This is a genomic window from Arthrobacter sp. BB-1 (assembly GCF_006151685.1).
Lineage (GTDB): Bacteria > Actinomycetota > Actinomycetes > Actinomycetales > Micrococcaceae > Arthrobacter.
Window position 1 is genome coordinate 21,488 of the sequence record NZ_VDEV01000003.1, and the last position, 17,820, is coordinate 39,307.

Below are 17,820 nucleotides of genomic sequence, written 5' to 3' on the forward strand. Positions count from 1 at the left end.
TCGTCCCGTCCTGGCCCTTGAATACGCAGAATAGTGGAAAGCGCCGCCTGCTTAGGCACCCTGCCTGGCCCAGCCGGTCAACCGGTCGCTGAGGTCCATGAACTGCCGGTCCACCACCTGGAGGCCAGGGTTCCTGTCGTGCCAGTCCACGATTTCCCGGGCACCGTCGGCGAAGGGAATGGTGGCGCAATAGCCGGGGACCAAGGACTTGATCTTGGTGTTGTCGAATATCACTGAGTGGGAGCGGTCGCCCAGCAGGTTCGCGCCCAGGTCCTCGCTGTGCGCGGCGATGGTTTCGGAGGCAACGTGCACCAGCTCCGGGTCCGCAACACCAGCGGCGCGGGCGAACAGCCGGTAAATCTGGTTCCACGGCATGTACTCGTCGGAGGTGATGGTGTAACTCTCGCCTACCGCCTGCGGCAGGCCAAGCAGCCCCACAAAAGCCTTCGCAAAGTCCTTGCTGTGCGTCAGCGTCCACAGCGAGGTCCCGTCACCGTGCACCATGACCGGCAGTCCCGCCCGCATCCGGTGGATGTCCGTCCAGCCGCCCACCATGGCGATCTTGGTGCGGTCATAGGTGTGGGAAGGGCGCACCACGGTGAGCGGGAAATCCTGCTCCCGGTAGGCCTGGTAGAACAGTTCCTCACAGGCTATTTTGTCCCGTGAATACTGCCAGAACGGGTTCTTCAGGGGCGTCGACTCGCGGATCGGAAGCCGGGTGGGCGGCTTCTGGTAAGCGGAGGCGGAGCTGATGAACACGTACTGCCCGGTACGGCCCGTGAACAGGTCCAAGCTGGCCTTGGCATGGTCAGGGGTGTACGTGATGAAGTCCGCGACGGCGTCGAAATCGCGTCCGGCCAGCACTGCGCGGACCGCGGAGGCGTCCCGCACGTCCGCGGTGAGGGTTTCGGCCCCCTCCGGGACCGGCGTTGTGGACCGGCCCCGGTTGAGGATGGTCAGCCGGTGTCCCAGCTCGACGGCGCGTTGTGCCGCCGCCGCGCTGATGACGCCGGTGCCGCCGAGGAAAAGGATGCTCCTCGGCGCCACCGTGCCGGCGTCAGGGATGGGTGGGTTCACCACGCGTAGTCTTCCGGTGCCGTGCGGTGCCCCGGGAAGATGTCGTCCAGCCGCTTAAGGGTGTCGGCGTCCAGGGTTACGTCCAATGCCCGGACGGCGGCGTCGAGCTGTTCCTGGGTCCGCGGTCCCACGATGGGTGCCGTGACGGCAGCCTGGTGCAGGAGCCAGGAAAGGGCAATGTCGCCCGGCTCGTGGCCCAGCTCATCGGCGAAATCCTCGTACTGCCGGATCTGGTCTTCGTGCTTCTTCAGCGTTTCGGCCGCGCGGCCCTCGGTGCGGCGGACGCCGTCGCGCTCCTTTTTCAGCACACCGCCCAGGAGGCCGCCCTGCAGCGGCGACCAGGGGATGAGCCCCAACCCATACTGTTGTGCGGCCGGAATTACTTCCAGCTCCACCTGGCGCATGAACAGGTTGTAGATGGACTGCTCGCTGACCAGGCCGGTGTAGTTGCGCCGCCTGGCCGCTTCCTGGGCCTGGGCAATGTGCCAACCGGCAAAGTTGCTGCTGCCCGAGTAGAGGATTTTGCCTTGCTGGACCGCCACCTCGATGGCCTGCCAGATTTCGTCCCAGGGGGTGTCCCGGTCGATGTGGTGGAACTGGTAGATGTCGATGTAGTCCGTCTGAAGGCGCTTCAGGCTGGCGTCAAGGGCGCGGCGGATGTTCAAGGCGGAGAGCTTGGACTCGTTGGGCCGGTCCGTCATGGTCCCGTAAAGCTTGGTGGCCAGGACCGTGTGCTCGCGGCGCTCGCCCCCCTTGGCGAACCAGCGGCCAATGATTTCCTCCGTCCAGCCGCGGTGGCCGGCCCCGCCATAGACGTTGGCGGTGTCGAAGAAGTTGATGCCCTGCTCATGGGCCGAATCCATGATGGCGTGCGCATCCGCTTCCTCCGTCTGCGGACCAAAATTCATGGTGCCCAGGCACAGGCGGGAAACTTTCAGGCCGGAACGGCCCAGGTGGGTGTATTGCATGACTGGATCCTTTGGTCTGGGGTGCTACAGCTGGGTGAAGGCGGCGACGGCGGGATCGGCGCCGACGCGGGCACCGGACTCAAGGGCGCTGATGGCGGCAAGCTCATCCTCAGAGAGGGTAAGGGCGGACGCCGCGAAGTTCTCCCGGATCCGGGCGGACTGGCTGGACTTGGGAATCACGATATTGCCCTGGGCCAGGTGCCAGGCAAGCACCACCTGCGCCGGGGTGGCGTTGTGGGCGTTGGCAATGCCCGTCACCGCATCGCCGTTAAGGTCGCCGCCCTGTCCCAGCGGGCTGTAGGCCTCCACTGCGATGCTAAGGCCGCGGCACTTGGCCGCGAGGTCTGCCTGCTGGTAGCTGGGGTGCAGCTCGATCTGGTTCACGGCCGGGACGATCTCCGAGGACTTCAGCAGGTTGTCCAGGTGCTCGGCGAGGAAGTTGGAGACGCCGATGGCGCGGATCTGGTTGTTCTCGTAGAGGCGCTCCATCTCCTTCCAGGCCTGGACGTACAAGTCCTGCGACGGGACCGGCCAGTGGATGAGGTAGAGGTCAACGTAGTCGAGGCCAAGGGCCTTGCGGCTGTTCTGGAACGCTTCCTGCGCGCGGTCCTGCTCGCCGTTCCGGAGCTTGGTGGTGACAAAGATGTCCTCGCGGGGAATGCCGGTGGCCGCGATCGCCGCACCCACGCCGGCTTCGTTCCGGTAAGCAGCGGCCGTGTCGATATGGCGGTATCCGGCCTCGAAGGCGTCCTCCACCGTCCGCTGCGTGTCCTCCGGCGGTACCTGGAAGACGCCGAAACCAAGCTGCGGGATGGTGACGCCGTTGTTCAGTGTCAGCTCTGACATTGGGACTCCTTGAAACATGCTGGGGTGGGGGTGCCGGTGGCTCGACGGGAGAAAGCGGTTTCCGCTGGCTCGCTTTCGAGCCTATGCACTTTTGGCCGGGAAATCAGCAGGGGAACCTGATTCTGTTTTTCCTAGGACTCGCAGTCCTACCTTCGTTGTAGAAGAGAACCACCATGCCGGGCACAATGGTCTGCATGGGTCAAAGCGCCGAGTTCGGAAAATTCCTCAAAGCCATGCGGTCCCGCCTGAGCCCTGAGGATGCCGGGGCGGGGCCCACCTCCGGTGCCCGCAGGGTTCCCGGCCTCCGCCGCGAAGAAGTCGCCCGGCTGGCAGGGGTCAGCACCGACTACTACGTCAGGCTGGAGCAGGGCCGGAACATCCATCCGTCCCGGACCGTCCTTGAAGCAGTGTCGAGGGCACTGAGGCTGGACGGCAGCGAGCATGCGCACATGATGGACCTGCTGGAAAACTGTGCAGGATCCGCGCGGTCCAGCGCCCCGGGCGCCCAGGCTGTCCGTCCGGCGCTGCGCCAACTCCTTGACGCGATGGGTGACGTGCCGGCCATGGTGCTGGGCCGGCGCAGTGACGTCCTGGCCGGCAACAGGATGGCCTTCCTGCTGTTTGCGGATTTCCCCGCGCTGCCGGCCGCCGAGCGGAACCTGACCCGCTGGCTCATTCTTGATCCTTCCGCCCGTGAGCTTTTCCGCGACTGGAAAACCGTGGCGGCCGAAGCGGCCGGAGCGTTGAGGCTGGACGTAGGCCGGCACCCCAACGATGCCCAGGCCAACCAGCTGGTGGGCGAACTTGCGGTCCACAGCGAGCATTTCCGCCAATGGTGGGCCGGGCACCGGGTGGCCACGCGGTCGGCGGGAAACGTGCGGCTGCACCATCCCGCCGTCGGGGACCTGGAGCTGAACTTCGAAAACCTTGTCCTCCCTGACGATCCCGCCCAGGCGCTTCGGGTGTATTCGGCCAGGGCCGGTTCGCCGTCCGCCGACGCCCTTGCACTGCTCGGCAGCCTGGGAGCGCACGGGCCGGCGGCCGAGCGGGAATCCGGCCGCAGCTCCGCCCCGGCCACGGCCGAAACCAGGGAGTGACAGCGGCCGGAGCCATTGGACTTTTGGCCAGTGAGGGCACGGGTTTCTGGCCACGAGCCCATTGGGGAAAGATTGCGCTTTTCCTAGGCTGGAGGAACAAGGTTTCTCCTCCAAGGATGGTCTCAACGATGAAACGCATCGCACTGCTCAAGGAACGCCAGGCTGCCGCCGCCGGCGCCCCCTCCACGGCCACTGGCTCGCACTGCCCGGCCTCGGGCCTCTGGAGCCCGGACCATGACCCGCACACCGTGCTGTCCTTCTTCGAAGGACACGTGTTTCCAGCGTTCGACGGCGTTCCAACCGCTTGGCGGCGGCGCTCGGCCGGCGCGGTCTCGGCGAACTAGTTAAAGGCGAAGTGGCTACAAGCGGACCGGCCCGCAGCCAACGTCTCCAAGATCGGGTTTGTCGACGTTAACTGCGGGCCAGCTGAGCGGGACTTAATGTTCTTCGAGTCGGAAACCGATCTTGATGGTGACCTGCCAGTCCGCGATCTTGCCCTCTTCCAGATGGCCCCGGATTTCCTTGACCTCGAACCAGTCAAGGTTGCGGAGTGTCTGGGAGGCCTTGGCGATCCCGTTGCGGACGGCGTCGTCCACTCCCTGGTCCGATGTGCCGACGATTTCAGAAATGCTGTACGTGTGGTTGGACAACTTCGCTCCTCGTGATCAACGGTGCTCCCGGTTGCGGGCGGTCCTTGAAGACTAGTGGCACCGCCGGAACGTTGACCAGCCCTTATCCGGATGTTCCGCACCGCCCCCAGGCTGGACTGGCTACTTCGCCTCGAGGACCAGGTTCCTGAGGTCGTCCAGGGTCTGTTGCATATGGGCATCCATGGCCTGCCGCGAGCGCACGGGATCGCGGGATTCCAGCGCCTCGGCGATGTTCTGGTGATGGCCGATCGCGTGCTCCTGGATCTCGCGGAAAGCTGAGGTTTCGGTGCGCCGCTTTTCCAGGACCCGGTGCAGCGGCTCGAACAGCACAGCCACAAAAACGTTCCCGGAGGCATGCAGGATCAGGTCGTGGAAGGCCAGGTCCGCGTCCACGAATGCAGCCACGTCGTTGACATCATGGGCGGCACGCATCGCAGCCACGTAGCCATACAGGGCCTGGATGTCAGCGTCGCTGATTCGTCCCGCCGCCAGTTCACATGCGCCCGTTTCCAGCATCCGCCGCAGCTCGATGAGCTGGATGGAGGCATCAGCCTCATTCTTGCCTTCGGAAGCGGCCCGCAGCACGGCTTCCAGCGACGCCCAGCGGTTGAGCGGGTTCACAAAGGTGCCCCGTCCCCGCTCGACGCTCAGGATCCGCTGCGCCTGGAGCGTCTTCATTGCCTCGCGGACCGTCATCCGGCTGACCTCATGCCGGGCGCTGAGCTCATGCTCTCCGGGGACGGTGGCGCCGGGCGGGAACTCACCGGCAATGATGCGGTCCAGGAGCTCGTCCGCCACCTGGCCCACCAGTGATTGCCTCGCCATGCTGCCCCCGTTGTTTCCGTCATTGGATATGTCTGACAAGTCTACTTGCGCGTCGTTATGTCCTGTGCCACACTAGCAACCAAATGCAAGATGTCTGACATCTTACAGATACCTTTACATCAGGATCCGCGAGGATCGATACACAACGGAGTGCATTGTGACGCTTGAAGCAGACGTCCTGGCCGCGTACCCGGCCGAGGTCCCGATTCCCGCCGAACTGGTGGCCAGCACCTTGGCCGCCGCCAACGCGGAAACCCCGCGCGTACTGGTCGTGCTCGACGACGACCCCACCGGAACGCAGTCCGTGGCAGATCTGCCGGTGCTCACCCGCTGGGACGTGGAGGACTTCATCTGGGCCTTCGGGCAGTCCAAGCCAGCCGTTTATGTCCTGACCAATACCCGCAGCCTGGACCCTGCTGAAGCCGCTGCCCGCAATGAAGAAGTGGTGCGCAATGCGCTCACCGCGGCGGGGTCTCCCGGGGAGCTAAGCCTTGGCTTCGTCAGCCGCAGCGATTCCACCCTCCGCGGCCACTACCCGCTGGAACCGGACGTCATTGCCGTTACGGTGTCAGAGGTCAGCGGGGAAAAGACCGACGGCGTTGTGCTGGTCCCTGCCTTCCCGGACGCCGGGCGGGTCACCATCGGCGGCGTCCACTACATGCGCGGCACCGGGGACGCGGCCGGCACCCTCATCCCCGTGTCCGAGACGGAATTCGCCAAGGATGCCACCTTCGGTTTTTCCACCTCCGTGATGGCCAAATACGTCGAGGAGAAGTCCAAGGGCCGGTTCCCAGCGGACACGGTCATCGTCCTGGACCTCAACATCATCCGCGCCGGCGGGGCTGCCCAGGACCCAGCCATCTCCGCCCACGCCATCGCCGACGCCATCGAAGCCGCCACGGATTCCACCCCGATCGTGGCGGACATCGTCACCGAAAACGACCTCCGTGCCCTGTCCCTCGGCCTGGAAGAAGCGGAGCGGCGCGGCAAGAAGCTCCTTTACCGCGTGGGCCCGCCGTTCGTCCGTGCCCGGATCGGCCAGGAAATCCGCACCGAACTCAGCGGCGCCGAGGCCTACGCCGGCAACACCCCCTCCGAGGCCGGCGGCCTCATCGTCGTCGGATCACACGTCGGCGTCACCACCCGCCAGCTCAAGGCGCTGACGGAACAGCACAGCTCCGCCCGCATCGTTGAGATCGACGTCGAAAAGCTCCTCGGCCCGGATGCGGACGCCCACCTGGACCAGACCGTGGATACGGTCGTCGAGGCCCTTCACAGCGGCGACGTCATCGTCCACACCAGCCGGCTGCTCATCAAGGCGGACGACCCCGCCGAAAGCCTGCGGATCGCGCGCACTGTTTCTGCCGCCGTCGTCGCCGTGGTGAACCGGACGCTGAAGACCTTCCCGCCGCGGTTCGTCATCGCCAAGGGCGGCATCACCTCCTCGGACGTCGCCGCGCACGGCTTGGAAATCCGCCACGCCATTGTCCGCGGCCCCATGCTGCCGGGCATCGTCTCCCTCTGGGAGCCCGTTGACGGCCCCGCCAAGGGTATCCCGTACATCGTCTTCGCCGGCAACGTGGGGGATGACCAGTCACTCGCCGCAGTCACCCGCAAGCTCAGCGCCACTTTCTAACCGTTCACAGGAGAACACCATGACCAGCAACTACACCGTCACCGTCCTGGGCCTGGGCGCCATGGGCCTGCCCATGGCCACGCGCCTTGCTTCCCAGCTGACCGTCCACGGCTTCGACATCGCCGAGCCGCGCCTGAAGCTCGCTGAAGAGGCCGGCATCGCCACCTTCGCCTCGGCCCGCGAGGCGGCCAAGGGTGCCGACGCGGTGCTCTTGGCGGTCCGCAACGGCGAGCAGCTCAACGACGTCCTCTTTGGCGAGAACGGCGTGGCCTCCGTGCTGGAGCCCGGCGCCGTCGTCATCCTGGGCAGCACCGTGGGCACCGAAGCCATCCCCGCCACCGTGGCCAAGCTGGCCGAATACGGCGTGGACCTCGTTGACGCACCTTTGTCCGGCGGCCCCAAGCGTGCCGGCGAAGGCGACCTGCTGATCGTCGTCGGCGCGTCCCTCGAAGCGCGCGAAAAGGCAGCCCCCGCGCTGGAACTGCTGGCGTCCACACTGACCGTCGTGGGCGACAAGCCCGGCGACGGCCAAGCCCTCAAGACCGTCAACCAGCTCCTCTGCGGCGTCCACATCGCCGCCGCCGCCGAGGCCCTGGCCCTGGCCGACGCGCTGGGCCTGGACCAGGCCAAGACCCTCGCCGCCCTCGAGGCGGGTGCTGCCGGTTCATTCATGCTCTCCAACCGCGGCCCGCGCATCCTCGAGGCCTACAATGAGGAAGGCGCCGAGGTCCTCTCCCGCCTGGACATCTTCGTCAAGGACATGGGCATCGTGGGCAAGGCCACCCGTGCCGCCGGCCTGGCGGCCCCGGTTGCCGCCGCTGCCGAGCAGCTCTACCTGCTGGGCCAGGCCCAGGGCCTCGCCGCCGCCGACGACTCCGCCGTCATCAAGGTTGTCGCCCCCACCAAGCGCACCAGCTAACCCTTCCCCTCCCTCCGGAGTTTTTGTCCAGATATGCCGGCTCAAGGGCCCTCCAGGCCTGCATAGCTGGACAAGAACTCCCAAGCGAAGGTGCGACGACGGCGGTCCCCCCTCCGCCGTCGTCGTGCCCCATGCGATTCCCCGACTAAGAAACAACCAGCGCCTGATGGCCCGTCTTCTGGAAGACTGGCTTGTCAAAGGAGACACTCCCTAATGAACCACCTGATGTACCCGCTGATCGTGCGGGCGGCTGAAACTCCGGCCATCAAACCCGCGGTGGAGCTCGGCACTCCGCTGCTCCTGACCATCGCAGCACTCGGCATCGCCCTGCTGCTGGTGATGATCATCCGCTTCAAGATCCAGGCCTTCGTTGCCCTGCTCACCGTCAGCATCCTGGTGGCTGTTGCCGCCCAGATCCCGCTCAAGGACGTCTTCACCGTTGTGGCCAACGGCGTGGGCAGCACCATGGGCAAGGTGGCACTGTTGATTGCACTCGGCGCCGTCCTGGGCCGCATGATCGAGGTTTCCGGCGGCGTCCAGTCCCTCGCCGCCCACTTCACCGAAAAACTCGGTGCCAAACGCGTTGCCGTGGCCCTCACCGCCGTCGGCTTCCTGGTGGCCATCCCGGTCTTCTTTGAAGTCGGCGTCATTGTGCTGGTGCCCATCGTCTATGCCTTCGCCAAGATCGCCAACGTGCACCCGGTGAAGTTCGGCCTGCCCATGGCCGGCATTATGCTCGCCATCCACGTGGCCGTTCCGCCGCACCCGGGCGTCGTGGCAGGTGCCGGCGTCTTCGGTGCCGACATTGGGCTCATCACCCTGATCTCCCTGGCCATCTGTATTCCCCTGGGCTTCCTGTCCTACTGGGTTGCCAGCATCATGAACCGCAAGGACTACGAACTCCTCCCGTCCGTCAAGGCGCAGGTTGAGGAATTCGGCTCCGACTCGCTGGTCAAGGTGGGCCACGACGGCCCCGGCGCCATGGCTGTTGCCCCGCCCCGTCCCGGCCTGATCATCTTCCTCATCGCCGCCCCGATTGTGCAGATCCTGCTGGGCACCCTGGGCACCCTCTCCATCCCCAAGGACAACTCCTGGTACGGCCTGGCGGCGTTCATCGGCAACCCGTTCTTCGCGCTCCTGGTGGCTGTCGCGCTGTCCTTCTTCCTGCTGGCCGTCCGCCGCAACTGGTCGTTGAGGGAAACCGGCGAAATCTTCGAGGGCGCGCTGCCTCCCATCGCCTCCATCCTGATGGTGGTGGCCGCCGGCGGCGTGTTCGGTGAAGTCCTGCGCACTTCCGGGATCGGCGCTGCCCTGTCCCAGACCCTGGACCACCTGGGCCTGCCCGTCATCGCACTGGGCTTCGTGATCTCGCTGGCCCTCCGCGCCGCGCAGGGTTCGGCCACCGTTGCCATCGTGACCACCACCGGCCTGCTGACCTCGGCCGTGATGGAAGGCGGCTACACCCCGGCCCAAATCGCCGTGATCGTGATCGCCATCGGCTTTGGTTCGCTGGGCCTGTCCCACGTCACCGACGCCGGATTCTGGACGGTGGTGCGCTACTACGGCCTCACCGTTTCCGACGGCCTCAAGACCTGGACCGTCCTCACCACCATCCTGGGCCTGGCCGGCTTCGTGCTGACCTTCGTGGCCTGGATCCTGGTGGGAGGCCTGGGCGTCTGATGCGCACCCGACTCGACCACCTGGTTACCTCTGCCCTCCAGCACGGTTCCGCGGTCCCGGCCTTCACCTGCTACGACTTCACCACGGCGCTGGCCGTAGTGGCGGCGGCGGAAGAATCCGGCCGCGGCGCCATCCTGCTGGTGGCCCCCAAGACTGCCGCCACGTCGAACGGCCTGCGCCTCATCGGGGCCCTCCGCGGCCTCGCTGACGCTGCCTCCGTCCCGGTGGCCGTGCAGCTTGACCACGCAACGGACCTTCACGTGATGGCCGACGCCGTCGCGGCAGGGGCGGATTCCGTCCTCGCCGACGGTTCCTCCCTTCCTTACGAGGACAACATTGCGCTGGTCCAGGCGGCCCGCGCGCTGCTGGGCCCGGACGTGGTGCTGGAAGCCGAGCTGGGCGGGCTCGCCGGCGACGAGGACCGCGCCTTCGGCGCGGACCAGTCCGGCGTCGCCGTGGCCGGCCTGACCGACTCCGCCGTGGTGGAGGACTTCGTGGCCCGGACCGGGGCGGAACTGCTGGCTGTCGCCGTCGGAAACGTCCACGGCAAGTACAAGGGCGAGCCGCAGCTGCGCTGGGACGTGTTGCAGGACATTGCCGTGCGCACCCACATTCCGCTGGTCCTCCACGGGGCCTCCGGCATCCCGGCGGAGGAGTTGGTGAAGGCGGCCTCCATGAACGTTGGCAAGGTCAACTTCAACACAGAACTCCGCACCGGCATCCTGGCAACGCTTGAGGAGCAACTTCCCGGACACCGCGCCGACGGCGAGAACCTGCAGGCCCTCCTGGGCCACTGGAACAGCTCGGCCCGCGACTTCGCAACTACGGCGCTGGCGACGCTCACGCGTTGACTTTGTTCCCGCCGGAGGAGGCCAGGATCAACCCATGATCCTGGCCTCCCTTCGTTGCGCCGGCCCTTCACAGGCGCACCCTTAACCTGTGCCTGCTTCCGGGCGCACAATGGAGCTGTATCAAGCAGTTTCCGCAAAAAGGATTGAACGTGGGCGGCGTACAGGAGCAGGGGACATCCCCGCAGCCCGGACCGGCAGCCAGCCGTGACGAGGTGATCGACCTTGTCCGGTTCATTTGCCTGGCACTGGTGGTGGTTGGCCACTCCATGATGGTCAGCCCCGTCCTCCATCCGGACGGAACAGTCACCACCCATAACACCCTGGCCGAGCAGGACTGGTTCGAGCCCGTGATCTGGGTGTTCATGGTCATGCCGCTGTTCTTCGTAGCCGGCGGCGCCACAGGGCTGCAGTCCTGGCAGCGGCTCAAGGCCCAGGGCGGCACCGCCGCCGAGTTCCTCCACGCACGGCTCCTGCGGATGGTGCGGCCCGCCGTCGCCCTGCTGGCGGCAATGTTCCTTGGGCTCTGGACGGCCGGGCTGCTGGGCGTGCATCCGCAGGCGGTGCAGCTGATGGCTGCCGGTGCGGGAATGCCGCTCTGGTTCCTTGCGGCGTACCTGGCGGCGCAACTGGCCATTCCGCTGCTGGCCGCCTTCCATGCGCGGAGCCCCTGGCTGGCAATGGGGGTCCTCGCTGCCCTGGTGGTGGCCATTGACTGCCTCCGCGGGACCCTGCCCCTGCTCGCGTATGCCAACCTGGTGTTCCTGTGGTGCGCGGTGCAGCAACTGGGGTTCCTGGCGGCTGACGGCCGCTTCGCCAGGCTCTCCAAGTCGCGCCTGCTTGCGCTCATCCTCGCCGCGAACCTCCTGCTCGGCTTTGTCGCAGCCCTGGGCCTGTATTCCGGGAACATGCTGGTGAACCTCAACCCGCCGAACCTGACCCTCCTCCTCCTGGGCATTTCGCAGGCCGCCCTGATAGAACTGGCCCGGCCTGCACTCGTGCCGCTCTGCTCCCTCGGCTGGGTGCGGACGATGCTGCGGGTGGCGGGCGGCCGCTCGCTGACCGTGTACCTGTGGCACCTTCCGCTGCTGGTGGGAATGTCAGGACTGCTCCTCCTCACCTCCGTCCCCAAGCCTGCCGCCGGAACGGCGGAGTGGTGGTGGGCACGGCCCCTTGTCCTGCTGGCCTTGCTCCTGCTGCTGCTGCCGGCCGTGGCGGCATTTGGCCGCCTGGAGGACCGGCCGACGACGCCCTTCCGCGGCCGCCGTCGGCCCACCCTGGCGGTGGCGGCCGCCGTCGTGGTTGTCTTCGCCCCCGCGGTAGGGGCCGCGATCAACGGGCTGACGCTGGGACTGCTGGGTGCGGGGGCGGCCTGTTTCCTGGTGGCACTGGTGCTGCTCCACGGCATGCGGCGCCCGCTGCGGACCGGATCCGCTCCCACAGCCAAGGAACTGTTCCGGTAGGCAACCCGTTGGCCGGCTCACCGCCTTGGCTTGGTGCTGGTCATGCCGTTGGCGGGATAACCGGTACCCGTTCAACACGGTTCTTGTTGCCGGCGCTCCAGCTGGCGGGGGAGTCGGTGAAGCGGGAGCTGACATTCAGTCCTGGCATCACCGCCCCCGGCCACTTCCGGTTGGGTAGGACACTGGGGGCCCGGGGCATTGCCAGCGGAGTGAAGTAGTGCCAGTGTCGAACCATGACCGAGAACATGACTTCCACCGAAGACCAGTTCAGCCCGGACGTCTCGCTGGCACGCAACGATGCAGAGGGCTGGTATGAACTGCGGGTGGACGGGAAACTGGCTGTTCGATCCTTCTTTGACGACAAACCCGGGCACATCGACTTCAGCCACACCGAAACTTCCGAGGGCTTCGAAGGCCAGGGCCTGGGGAAGGTGCTGGCCCATTTCGCCCTCGACGACGTCGTAGCCACCGGCAAGCGGATCATTCCCCATTGCCCCTTCATTGCAGGCTACCTGCGCAAGCATGAGGGGTACGAACAGTTCGTCGACTGGCCCTGAGCCTTCGGCGCCCTCCCGATCCGGAGCTCCCTGCCCCTGGCCGGAGTCAGCTGGCCAGCGCGTGTCCGCTGAGGACCGGGACGTCGATGGTGAATCCGCAGGCGCAACGGTAGGTTTCCACGTGCTCGGAGACCGCACCCATGCCCACGCCCACCGGGACCACCGTGGTTCCGTCCACATACACGGGAAGCCGAACGGGGAGGGCTTCCGGATCCACCAGCTGCATCGGGGCACGGCAGTGCATGCGTGAATTCAGCGTCACCAGCAAGCCCATATCTGCGGGCCTGGTGAAGCCCAGCGGAGTTCCTGCTGCTGCGGCGGGCTCCCCGGGCACCGTAAGCTGGTTGTCTGTAGCGGTGGTCATGATGTTCATCCTTGGGCTTCTTCACGAAGCTGCCGGCGTTGGCAGCCCCGCCGCGAACTGCTTGCGGAGGTTCATTTACCCCATAAGCAAAGCATGCTTACTAATTCTTCGGCAAGTTGGGTGTCACGTCCCCGGCTCGCTGGCCGCCAGCGCCGCCACTGCAGCCTCCACCCGCCGGGCCGGCCAGGAGCCACAGGAGCCTCAACGCCGCCAGCGGCGCAAGAGCCGGCGGGGCCTCGCTAGGCTTGCAGCATGACCACGCCGCACCCACAGCAGGATCTTTCCGGGAACACAGCCCTGATCACCGGGGCCAGCGCGGGCCTGGGGTCCGAGTTCGCGCGCCAGCTCGCCTCCCAGGGCTGCAACGTGGTGCTGGTGGCGCGGAACCGGAAACGCCTCGAGGAAACCGCGGCGGGCCTGGAACGGCGCTACGGAGCCACTGCTGAGGTACTTCCCGCCGACCTGACGGACGACGCCGGCGTGGCCGCCGTCGTCGAACGTCTTTCCGACGCGCGGCGGCCGGTGGGGATCCTTGTCAACAACGCCGGGATCGGCTTGCTGCACAACTTCGAGGACAACCACATCTCCGAGGAGAAGAAACACCTCAAACTGCACGGGGAAACGGCCATGGAGCTTACCCATGCTGCCCTCAAGGGCATGCTGGAGAGGGGGGAGGGCCGGATCATCAACGTGGCCAGTATCGCCGCGTTCCTGCCGCGCGGCACCTACTCCGCCGCGAAGGCCTGGCTGGTGAGTTTCAGCCGCTGGGCCAACCTTGCCTATGCGAAGCAGGGCATCAAGGTCACCGCGGTGTGTCCGGGCTTTACCCACACGGAGTTCCACGACCGGATGGGCATGGACAAGTCCGTGGCGCCGTCGTGGGCCTGGCTGCACGCGGAGCGGGTGGTGCGGGAAGGCCTGGCGGACAACGCCCGGGGCAAGGCGGTCTCGGTCCCCTCCAAGAGGTACAAGGTAGTGGCGGCCGTGGCCCGGGTGGCGCCGGCAAGGCTAGTGGCGGGGCCGCCGCGGAAACCGAAGCAGGGGCTGAAGCCCCAGTAGAGCGGCCGGCGAGCGTGACCCTGCCCGCCGTACAACCACCACAACGCCGATTCCCACCAGCGCCCCCACGAGGGTCTCCACGCCGCGCTCCAGGATCAGGACCAGTGGATCTGCGGGGGCTGCGAGCTGGGTCATCAGCAAAATGACCGGCGTGAAGGAAACCATGGCCAGGCCGTAGTGGCGGGCCATGAACAGCTCGGTGGTGAACTGGAAGAGAATTACCAGCAGGGCGAGCACCACGGCCTCCCGACCCGGGAACAGGCCTGACAGGGACCACGGCCCGGGAATGATCACGACGCCGGTCACGGCCAACCCCACGAATGTCCCCACGATGCGGTGGATTCCGCGCCGGACGCTGCTGGGAAGGTCGGCTCCCGCCAGCGGCACGGCGGCGGCAGCCATTGCCCAGTGCGGATGGCCGCTGCCCGTGAGGACACCTACGGTGCCCGCGGCCCCCACAGCAAGGATGTACCGGGAAGCATGCGCCAGCACCCCGCGGTGCCCGGCAGGGCTCACGGCCGGGGCAGCCCGGACGGCGCCAGGCTGCCAGGACCTGGTGCGGATCCAGCCGCCGAAGCCCACCAGCATGGAGAACGCGGCGGACCCTGCGGCGATCAGCATGGCCACCTGCCACGGAACCACGGTGGGCACCGAAGCGCAGGCCCCCAGCGCCAGGATCCCAAAGAAAGGTCCGTTGGGCTTGAGCCGCACACGGTCCGCGAAGACCGATCCGACGCCGGCGAGAAGGGCCTCTACGCCCACCAGCCACCACGAGTGGAGATGGTTGGCGGAGAGGAATACGCCCACTGCTACACCGCCCAGCAGGACGACGGCGGCCTGGGACTGGTGCCGGAGCCGGAGTTGGTGCGGCTCCGACCGTCCGTACATGCCGGTCAGGGCGCCGAAGACGGCGTAGATCATGAGGTCTGCGCGGCCCATTGCCAGGAGCAGGAGCGACGGAACCGCAACGCTGAGGGCAACGCGCAGCGCCGCCAGGTGGTCGTTGTTGGCCGGTCCCAACCGATGGAGCGCGCGCACCTGCAGGAGGACGCGTTCCATGGCTCATCACCCCTTGCTGTTCATTAGTGGCCTTTTGGAAGTTATCACCGCGGGGTTGGGCCGGTCATGTCCAGTGCCCGCTGCAGGACTTGGAACGTCATTATGGCCGGCGCGCCAAAGGCCCGCCCCTTCGTGCTTCCCCCATGGGAAACACGCGGACGGGCCTTCTGAGCGTGGGCTGCAAGACGTGCCCCGGACCGGGAGGACCTGTTCCCCCGGGTGCGCAACCAGGCGCCTGGTCGACTAGGCGCCTGGTCGACCAGGCGCCGGTCAAGCAGGCGTCCATCAACTAGGCGCCAGCAGGAACCTTTTCGGCTTCGCGTGCGTCAGTGATGTCCTGGGTCTCGAACGGGAGTTCGTCCAGGTTGATCAGCGGGTTCTCGTCCTGCGTGGCAACCAGTTCGCGGGCTTCGGCCTGGGTATCCACGCTGGGCATGGATCCAGGCAGCGGGCGCTGGGCCGACTCCTTGAGGAAGTAGATGGCCACGGCACCCACCAGCGAGGTACCCATCAGGTAGTACGCCGGCATCATGTCGTTGCCCGTGGCGCTGATGAGGGCTGCCACGATGAACGGCGTAGTGCCACCGAAAATGGCCACCGAGAAGTTGTACGCGATGCCCATCGCCCCGTACCGGCTGGAGGTGGGGAACTGCGCCGGGAGGGCGGAGGCCAGGTTGGCGACGTAGAACGTCACCGGGAATGCGATCAGCGCCAGGCCGGCCAGGGTGGACCAGATCTCGCCGATGCCGATCAGCAGGAACGCCGGAGTGGCCAGGACCACTGTGCTGACTGCGCCGATCCACAGGACGGGCCGGCGGCCGATCCGGTCCGACAACTTTCCAGTTAGCGGAATGCAGAGGCTCATGACCACCAGTACGGGGATGGTCAGGAGGGTGCCGTGCACCGGATCGTAACCCTTGGACTCTGTGAGGTAGGTGGGCATGTATGACGTCAGCGCGTAGCCGGCGGTGTTTGCTGCGGCCACCAGGATCATGGCAACAATAATGGAGCGCCAGTAGGCCTTGACGATGCCCACCGGGCCCTTCGCCGTTGCCTGGTCGGAAGACGCCGCATGCTTCGCGAGATCCTCCTGGGCGTCCAGGGTGGCCTGGAACTGGGGGGACTCCTCGATCTTGCTCCGGAAGTAGACCGCGATCAGGCCCAGGGGCCCGGCCACCAGGAACGGAATACGCCAGCCCCACTCCTCCATGGCTGCCTGCCCGAGCGTCAGCTGCAGGACCGAGACCAGGGCGGCCCCGATGGCGAAGCCCAAATAGCTGCCCAGGTCCAGGAAGCTGGCGAAGAACCCGCGGCGCTTGTCCGGGGCGTATTCGCTGACGAACGTGGTGGCGCCGGCGTATTCACCGCCGGTGGAGAAGCCCTGGACGATCTTCAGCAGCACCAGGAGGCCTGCGGCCCACAGCCCGATCTGGGCGTAACCGGGCAGGAGGCCGATGGCGAACGTGCTCGCAGCCATCAGCATCAGCGTGGCAGCGAGGATCTTCTGCCGGCCCATCTTGTCGCCCATCCAGCCGAAGATCACGCCGCCCAGGGGACGGGCAATGAACGTGGCGGCGAAGGTGCCCAGCAGGAACAGCGTCTGGGTGGTGGGGTCGGACTCCGGCAGGAACACCGGACCCATGGTGGTGATGAGGTAGCCGAACACGCCGACGTCGTACCATTCCATGGTGTTGCCCACGATGGTTCCGCCGAGGGCTTTTTTCAGCATGGGCTGGTTGACGACATTAACGTCCGACTCCTTGAGTCGGCGGCGCGCGAGCAGCTTCGGCTTGCGCGGGCTCTTGGAATGAGCCGACGACGGCGCGCCAGGGGGTGTAGCTTGGTTGGTTCCTGAGGCGCTGGTAGCGCCTGCGGAAGAGTCGGTCGTGCTTCGGTCTGTGGGCATTTGGGCAACTCCTGTGGAGGTCATTTGCTTGCGACTTGTAGCTGCCCCGCTCCGGGCAGGCCTTCAATTTTACGCGAATGCCGTAGCGCCTGCGTGGTTTATGCCGTAGGATCACCCGTTTGGCAGCCGTATTCAGCAGGTTTGCCCGAATTCTTTTCCCGGCTTTTCCCGCGCCATCACTGGCATGCGGCGGGACCAGGCCCATCGTTACCTAATCTTTTCCGTTGAACGCGCCACACCCCCGCATATTTGCCCTGAAACAGCGCCAAAAGTGACCGCGACCACGCCGTTGCAGAAGCCGCCGGGCGTGGATCCGGCCGCCGTTTCAGGTGCACTTTGATGGCCCAGGCGGAGGGGGTTCACAGGTGCCGTGAGCGTCCCTAAGGTTGTTCCATGGAAACACTTTCTTTCAAGTAGGGGCGCCTGCGGCCATGCCACTGCGGGCCGCTTCGAAAGTTCTTAATGGGGGCCCAGCTCTGGTCACTCTCGATAGCACTTCATCTGTGGAAAGGAAGAACAAATGGCTGACGAAAAACGTGAATCCCACATCAGTCCAGAGGTTGCGGACCACCTTGCGGCGGCAATGGAAACTCCGGACCTGCCGGGTGCGGCAGCACCGCTTTCCCCCGCGGGGGCTGGCGGCCAGCAGACCTGGCCGGACGGCAACGGAAAGCGGCGGCACCCGAAGGAGCGCGGATCCGCCCACGGCCGGATGGGACAGGGCGCCGCAGTAACGGCGATCCACCGCACCAGCCGGCCGCAGATGCCGCACTCGTCCTAGGAGCGGACCGCTTCCAGGACGCGCATCCGCCCTGGCGACGCGTGAATGGCCTGGTGACACCCGAATACCCGTGTCGCCAGGCCTT

Annotated in this window: 18 protein-coding genes; 10 read left to right on the top strand and 8 right to left on the bottom strand. The window is 66.4% G+C overall.

Features of this window, described 5'->3' with window-relative positions; translation table 11 throughout:
• Window positions 1-51: 51 nt before the first annotated feature.
• The 3 genes from FHJ30_RS02075 to FHJ30_RS02085 are packed head-to-tail and all read right to left on the bottom strand — an operon-like array spanning window position 52 to window position 2,891.
• Entirely contained in the window at window positions 52-1,080 is a 1,029-nt protein-coding gene (locus FHJ30_RS02075; RefSeq protein WP_139027618.1) for an SDR family oxidoreductase, read from the bottom strand.
• Entirely contained in the window at window positions 1,074-2,045 is a 972-nt protein-coding gene (locus tag FHJ30_RS02080) for an aldo/keto reductase (protein WP_139027619.1), read from the bottom strand. Before FHJ30_RS02080 ends, FHJ30_RS02075 begins: the two co-directional genes overlap by 7 nt.
• A gap of 24 nt (window positions 2,046-2,069) precedes the next feature.
• Window positions 2,070-2,891, bottom strand: a complete 822-nt coding sequence (locus tag FHJ30_RS02085; RefSeq protein WP_139027620.1) for an aldo/keto reductase — start codon at window positions 2,889-2,891, stop codon at window positions 2,070-2,072.
• Window positions 2,892-3,085: 194 nt separating this feature from the next.
• Between FHJ30_RS02085 and FHJ30_RS02090 the strand changes: the two genes are divergently transcribed.
• Window positions 3,086-3,988 (top strand): helix-turn-helix transcriptional regulator, encoded by a 903-nt coding sequence (locus FHJ30_RS02090; protein ID WP_139027621.1) that lies wholly within the window; start codon window positions 3,086-3,088, stop codon window positions 3,986-3,988.
• A 128-nt stretch (window positions 3,989-4,116) separates the two neighbouring features.
• Entirely contained in the window at window positions 4,117-4,332 is a 216-nt protein-coding gene (locus tag FHJ30_RS02095; RefSeq protein WP_139027622.1) for a hypothetical protein, read from the top strand.
• Between the two features lie 93 nt (window positions 4,333-4,425).
• Here the strand turns inward: FHJ30_RS02095 and FHJ30_RS02100 are convergent, their stop codons facing one another.
• The gene (locus FHJ30_RS02100) at window positions 4,426-4,638 is read right to left on the bottom strand and encodes a dodecin (RefSeq protein WP_139027623.1); all 213 of its coding nucleotides are present in this window, start codon (window positions 4,636-4,638) and stop codon (window positions 4,426-4,428) included.
• Between the two features lie 120 nt (window positions 4,639-4,758).
• Window positions 4,759-5,463: a FadR/GntR family transcriptional regulator gene (locus tag FHJ30_RS02105; RefSeq protein ID WP_139027624.1), complete on the bottom strand. Its 705-nt coding sequence runs from the start codon at window positions 5,461-5,463 to the stop codon at window positions 4,759-4,761.
• A gap of 157 nt (window positions 5,464-5,620) precedes the next feature.
• Between FHJ30_RS02105 and FHJ30_RS02110 the strand changes: the two genes are divergently transcribed.
• From FHJ30_RS02110 to FHJ30_RS02135, 6 genes are all read left to right on the top strand, one after another.
• The gene (locus FHJ30_RS02110) at window positions 5,621-7,099 is read left to right on the top strand and encodes a four-carbon acid sugar kinase family protein (RefSeq protein WP_139027625.1); all 1,479 of its coding nucleotides are present in this window, start codon (window positions 5,621-5,623) and stop codon (window positions 7,097-7,099) included.
• A gap of 19 nt (window positions 7,100-7,118) precedes the next feature.
• The gene (locus tag FHJ30_RS02115) at window positions 7,119-8,018 is read left to right on the top strand and encodes an NAD(P)-dependent oxidoreductase (RefSeq protein ID WP_139027626.1); all 900 of its coding nucleotides are present in this window, start codon (window positions 7,119-7,121) and stop codon (window positions 8,016-8,018) included.
• 213 nt (window positions 8,019-8,231) lie between these two features.
• Complete coding sequence (locus FHJ30_RS02120; RefSeq protein ID WP_139027627.1) at window positions 8,232-9,698, top strand: GntP family transporter; 1,467 nt, start codon at window positions 8,232-8,234, stop codon at window positions 9,696-9,698.
• Window positions 9,698-10,549 (top strand): class II fructose-bisphosphate aldolase, encoded by an 852-nt coding sequence (locus tag FHJ30_RS02125; protein WP_139027628.1) that lies wholly within the window; start codon window positions 9,698-9,700, stop codon window positions 10,547-10,549. Before FHJ30_RS02120 ends, FHJ30_RS02125 begins: the two co-directional genes overlap by 1 nt.
• Window positions 10,550-10,698: 149 nt before the next feature.
• Window positions 10,699-12,009: an acyltransferase gene (locus tag FHJ30_RS02130; RefSeq protein ID WP_139027629.1), complete on the top strand. Its 1,311-nt coding sequence runs from the start codon at window positions 10,699-10,701 to the stop codon at window positions 12,007-12,009.
• Window positions 12,010-12,242: 233 nt separating this feature from the next.
• Window positions 12,243-12,566, top strand: coding sequence for a GNAT family N-acetyltransferase (locus tag FHJ30_RS02135; RefSeq protein WP_139027630.1), 324 nt, complete (start codon window positions 12,243-12,245; stop codon window positions 12,564-12,566).
• 46 nt (window positions 12,567-12,612) lie between these two features.
• On the opposite strand, the gene FHJ30_RS02140 is transcribed toward FHJ30_RS02135, so the two are convergent.
• Window positions 12,613-12,930, bottom strand: coding sequence for a hypothetical protein (locus FHJ30_RS02140; RefSeq protein ID WP_139027631.1), 318 nt, complete (start codon window positions 12,928-12,930; stop codon window positions 12,613-12,615).
• 252 nt (window positions 12,931-13,182) lie between these two features.
• Between FHJ30_RS02140 and FHJ30_RS02145 the strand changes: the two genes are divergently transcribed.
• Entirely contained in the window at window positions 13,183-13,989 is an 807-nt protein-coding gene (locus FHJ30_RS02145; RefSeq protein ID WP_139027632.1) for an SDR family oxidoreductase, read from the top strand.
• Here FHJ30_RS02145 and FHJ30_RS02150 read toward each other — a convergent pair.
• Together FHJ30_RS02150 and FHJ30_RS02155 are read right to left on the bottom strand one after the other, a co-directional pair.
• A complete protein-coding gene (locus FHJ30_RS02150; RefSeq protein WP_139027633.1) occupies window positions 13,939-15,048 on the bottom strand; it encodes an FUSC family protein in 1,110 nt (369 codons plus the stop codon). The genes FHJ30_RS02145 and FHJ30_RS02150 overlap by 51 nt on opposite strands.
• 289 nt (window positions 15,049-15,337) lie before the next feature.
• On the bottom strand, window positions 15,338-16,954 hold the full coding sequence (locus FHJ30_RS02155) for an MFS transporter (protein ID WP_139027634.1): 1,617 nt from the start codon (window positions 16,952-16,954) through the stop codon (window positions 15,338-15,340).
• Between the two features lie 520 nt (window positions 16,955-17,474).
• On the opposite strand from FHJ30_RS02155, the gene FHJ30_RS02160 reads away from it, so the two are divergent.
• Window positions 17,475-17,735, top strand: a complete 261-nt coding sequence (locus FHJ30_RS02160; RefSeq protein ID WP_139027635.1) for a hypothetical protein — start codon at window positions 17,475-17,477, stop codon at window positions 17,733-17,735.
• Window positions 17,736-17,820 lie beyond the last annotated feature (85 nt).